4 protein-coding genes and 1 riboswitch are annotated in these 4,361 nt (G+C 41.5%); all 4 genes read left to right on the top strand.

Annotation, left to right across the window (positions count from 1 at the left end; genetic code table 11):
- The coding region (locus HP456_RS20390) for a P1 family peptidase (protein ID WP_172254521.1) at positions 1-851 on the top strand (851 nt) is incomplete at its 5' end.
- An 84-nt stretch (positions 852-935) separates the two neighbouring features.
- Entirely contained in the window at positions 936-1,520 is a 585-nt protein-coding gene (locus HP456_RS20385) for a DNA-3-methyladenine glycosylase (RefSeq protein WP_172254519.1), read from the top strand.
- A gap of 108 nt (positions 1,521-1,628) precedes the next feature.
- A riboswitch (cyclic di-GMP riboswitch) is annotated at positions 1,629-1,711 on the top strand.
- Positions 1,712-1,788: 77 nt separating this feature from the next.
- On the top strand, positions 1,789-2,502 hold the full coding sequence (locus HP456_RS20380; protein ID WP_172254517.1) for an EAL domain-containing protein: 714 nt from the start codon (positions 1,789-1,791) through the stop codon (positions 2,500-2,502).
- A 179-nt stretch (positions 2,503-2,681) separates the two neighbouring features.
- Positions 2,682-4,361, top strand: a 1,680-nt coding sequence (locus HP456_RS20375; RefSeq protein WP_172254515.1) for an ABC transporter permease subunit, incomplete at its 3' end; no start/stop codon positions are given.

Below are 4,361 nucleotides of genomic sequence, written 5' to 3'. Positions count from 1 at the left end.
CAGCCACACATATCATCAATGGGTTCGGCAAGACCGCGGGAACCATTCAAATCGAGGAATTGGGTGTGCTGGAAAGTCCGATCATGCTTACCAATACACTTTCTGTCGGAGATGTAATGAGGGGAACAATTCAATATCTGATGGAGGAAACCCCGGAGATTGGAGACACGACGGGGACGGTCAATGTATTCGTCGGGGAGTGCAATGATGGATATCTGAATGACATCAGGGGACTTCATGTATCCCCGGATGATGCCAGGGAAGCGATACTTAATGCACACTCGGGGTTCATTGAAGAAGGGTGCGTCGGTGCTGGAACAGGGATGCTCTGTCTTGGATACAAGGGTGGTATCGGCACCAGTTCCAGGGAATACAAATTTTATGATGATCATTATTCAGTCGCTGCGCTTGTTGTAACAAATTTCGGCCGGCGGACTGACCTGCGCATCTCTGTGGAGAATGAAGGAGAACGGGAAATTCCGGATGGGTCGATTATGATTATTTTGGCCACGGATGCCCCTATGAATGAAAGGCAGCTCAAAAGACTGGCGAAACGTGCGTCATTCGGTCTTTCGAGAACAGGCTCTTATGCAGCACACGGAAGCGGTGATATCGTCCTTGCCTTTTCCACTGCTCACAAGATTCCACATCAACCTCCTGAGCACAACACGATGACATACTCGTTCATTAAAGAGGATGGGGAGATGATTTCCATGCTTTTCGAGATGGCAGTGGATTGTGTCGAGGAAGCAATATGGAATGCCCTGGCGAAAGCGGAAACGACTTCAGGAAGAAATGGAAGACGAGTGGAAGCCATTCCGCTGGAGGTGTTGACCGGTTTAAGGAGATAATGGAAAGTACATAAAAAAATGTTGTTTTCTCCTGAAAACAATGTGGAAGTATAAGGTTAGGATAGACTGAAAGGATGTGGAACGATGAACTATACACCATTGCCTCTTTCTTTTTATAATCAGCCGACTTTAGAACTCTCACAAGCCCTTTTAGGCTGCGTATTGGTAAAGGAAACAGAGGAAGGAATCGCTTCAGGCTACATCGTTGAAACAGAAGCTTATCTCGGGCCTGAAGACAGGGCAGCCCACAGCTTCGGTAACCGCCGGACAAAACGAACGGAAATCATGTTTCATGAAGCTGGCCGTGTCTATACATATTTAATGCATACCCACTGTCTGGTCAATGTCGTAGCTGCAGCAGCAGGTGTGCCCAATGCAATACTGATAAGGGCTGTTGAACCGTTGGAGGGACTTGGCTTAATGAAAGAAAGGAGGAAAGGCCAGCCGATGAAAAACTGGACGAGCGGACCTGGTAAATTGACAAAAGCCTTAGGAATCACAATGGTAGACTATGGGAGCTTTTATACAGAACCGCCGCTTATCATCGCAGAGGGATATACGCCTGATGAAATTGCTTGCGGCAAAAGAATCGGAATCGATAACACCGGGGAAGCAAGAGATTATCCGTATCGTTTCTGGGTCAAGGGCAGCCCGTACGTCTCCAGATGAGGAGGTGTATTTTAAATTTTCTAAAAAATAAAGATGAAACACACCAAAGGAACTAATTTTATGGTATATTTTACTTAATATAATCCTATTCTACATAAAATGATAAATTTCGCATTGGGAGCTTTGAACCTGAAATGATAGATGGGCGCTTGCATTCAGGGGAGCTAGTAGCGCAACCGACCACATACGGACGCATCTGCGTTCTTTCATGTGGTCTTTTTTCTTATAGCGTTTCAAAAACTTACGATATAGAAAGTACAGGGGATATATGAATATATTTTCGATTTTCCAAGATGACTTTATCTATCATGATTACCAGCCTTTATATACAATTGAACAGTCTCAATCACTTTATGGATACGAAGCACTGCTCCGGAATACACAGAAGATGAATCCTGAGAAGCTCTTTCAGTCTGCCATGAAGGCAAATATATTATATAAACTTGATACCTTATCGATCTCCAAAGCAATCGAAGGATTCTTCCATAATCGAAATCAGAGTGGGAAGCTATTCGTGAATGTGTATATCACAACAATCTTACATCCCAGTTTTCACACGTATTTTGATTATCTTATGGAGTTATTTCCCGCTCTAAGCGGGAGGCTTGTACTTGAGCTGAATGAGTCCACTCCGGACGAACTATGGCAGAATCCTTTATTGGCGACGACTTTGAAAAATTTAAAACACTATGATGTTTTATATGCGATTGATGATTTCGGGCAGGGTACAGCATCTATCAAAAAATCCATAGAATTTGAACCGGATATCATTAAGCTCGATCGATACTTTGCCAAAAACCTGGCTGAGAGTGAAAGGAAGCAGCGTTTCCTCTCTTTCTTTAATCAATTTTATGGAAGCGAAACACTGATCATATTAGAGGGCATTGAACAGGAAGAAGATATGCTTGTGGCCAAAGAGCTGGGAATCACCCTTGGTCAGGGATATTATTTGGGCAGACCCAGTAAGCAGCTTCTTGCTTAATGATGAAAAAGACCAGGGGTTCAGTTATAGAGGACTGGAAACCTGGTCTTCTTAACGGAAAAATGGGATGGGGCAGGCAACGGCACTGTATTTGTAACGAATTATTTTTATTGAAATAAAATTTAGAAAATGAAAAGGTTAAAATAGACTTTAAGAAAAAGATAAAAAGGGGAATAAACATGAAGCTTGTGAGAGTTCCATTGAAATTGGTTTTTTATTATATTCTTGGCCTTCTCGGAATTATGGCAATAAGCGTAGCTCCTCAAGCGGTCAGGGAGAGGGGGCTGTATAATTTTATTGGTTACCTCGAGGAAATCATCAGGTTTATCTATGCATTTATGGATAAAGAGAGCTGGAGTTACTCTTATAAAGGATATACTGTACATTTCATGGATATGCTTTTGGAGCCGTATCTGTATTCTTTACAGGTGTTAGGCGGTGCCTTGGCTATTGGTCTTGTATTGGCGTTTATCTTAACCGTCATCACTGTATTTCTCCCCCGCTGGCTGTCGTCGTTTCTTAAGAAGCTCCTGAACACGCTGGAAACAGTTCCTGATTTGTTGTTTGCTTTTATGCTCCAGCTGTTTATCGTATATATCTTTAAAAAATTCGGATATGAGCTGATGCAGTTTACAGAATTGGGCGATGAAAAAATCTATTTAGCCCCCATGATTACCCTCTCAGTCATTCCCATGATATCATTCTTTCGAATCCTGCTATTGATTACAGAGGAAGAACTGATAAAACCGCATATAGAATTTGCACAAAGTAAAGGAATGTCCAAAGGGAAAATCTTGTTGTCTCATGTTCTGAAAAACATATCACCGAGCTTTTTCTACCACGGCAAAATCATTATCTGGGGAATGCTCTCAAGTTTATTTGTGATTGAAACAATCTTCAATATGAGAGGAATTACATATTACATCGTCCAGGATTTCAGGCCGATGGTCATTGCTATTTCACTTATTCTTATTTTCACTCCGTTCTTTGTTGTATACCAAGGTGTCTATCTTTGGGTAAATGTTGGACGCAATGAAGATGAAACGAAGTATAAGAAGGATAAGGACAATTGGACAGAATGGAAGATCTGGGAGTGGTTCTCTAATATAAGAAGGTTGTGGTGGCAGCATATGCACAACCCTAAATTTGCTGTAGGCTGCAGTGTGCTTATCTTAATGATTGTATACAGTTTCGGTTATTCCATATTTAAAGAAAACCCAATCAAATTCATTCAATTTATGCAAAATGATGAAGGAAGGATTATTTCTTCTCCTCCGCATAAGCCGTTTGGTGAAATGATCCTTGGCTCGGATATTTATGGATACAGCATTCTGGATCAACTGATTGTAGGTGCAAAATATACATTAGTATTTGCACTTGTTGTCGCTTTTTTGCGAGTGATAGGAGGATTTTATCTTGGGGTTGCATATCATTTTTACTTAAAAGAAAACAAGAAGAATTGGATCAATCGGATGGTTGATTCCATTCATTTCCTTCCTTTAAGCCTGATTGCTTACTTATTGCTAAGACCTGTATTGTGGGGCTTGCCCGTGCTTGGGTGGGAAAATTCAATGTTTGAGCGCCTTATATATGAAGCAATCATACTTATCATTCTGGTTTTGCCCTTAACGACCGTATTAATCGGTAACGAACTGAAACTGATAGGAAGAAAAGATTTCGTACTTTCGGCAAAATTGCTGGGCGGCAGCAACAAGCATTTACTCTGGACACATCTTTTCCCTCATCTGGCTCCAAGATTATTCATTATATTTGGCAATCAGTTCATTCAAACCCTCCTGATTCTGGTTCATCTTGGCTTATTCCATCTGTTTTTAGGCGGAACCATTATCACAGGGGGG

Source organism: Bacillus haikouensis, from assembly GCF_013179555.1.
Lineage (GTDB): Bacteria > Bacillota > Bacilli > Bacillales > Bacillaceae_B > Rossellomorea > Rossellomorea haikouensis_A.
This window is presented reverse-complemented; position numbering and strand designations above follow the sequence as displayed.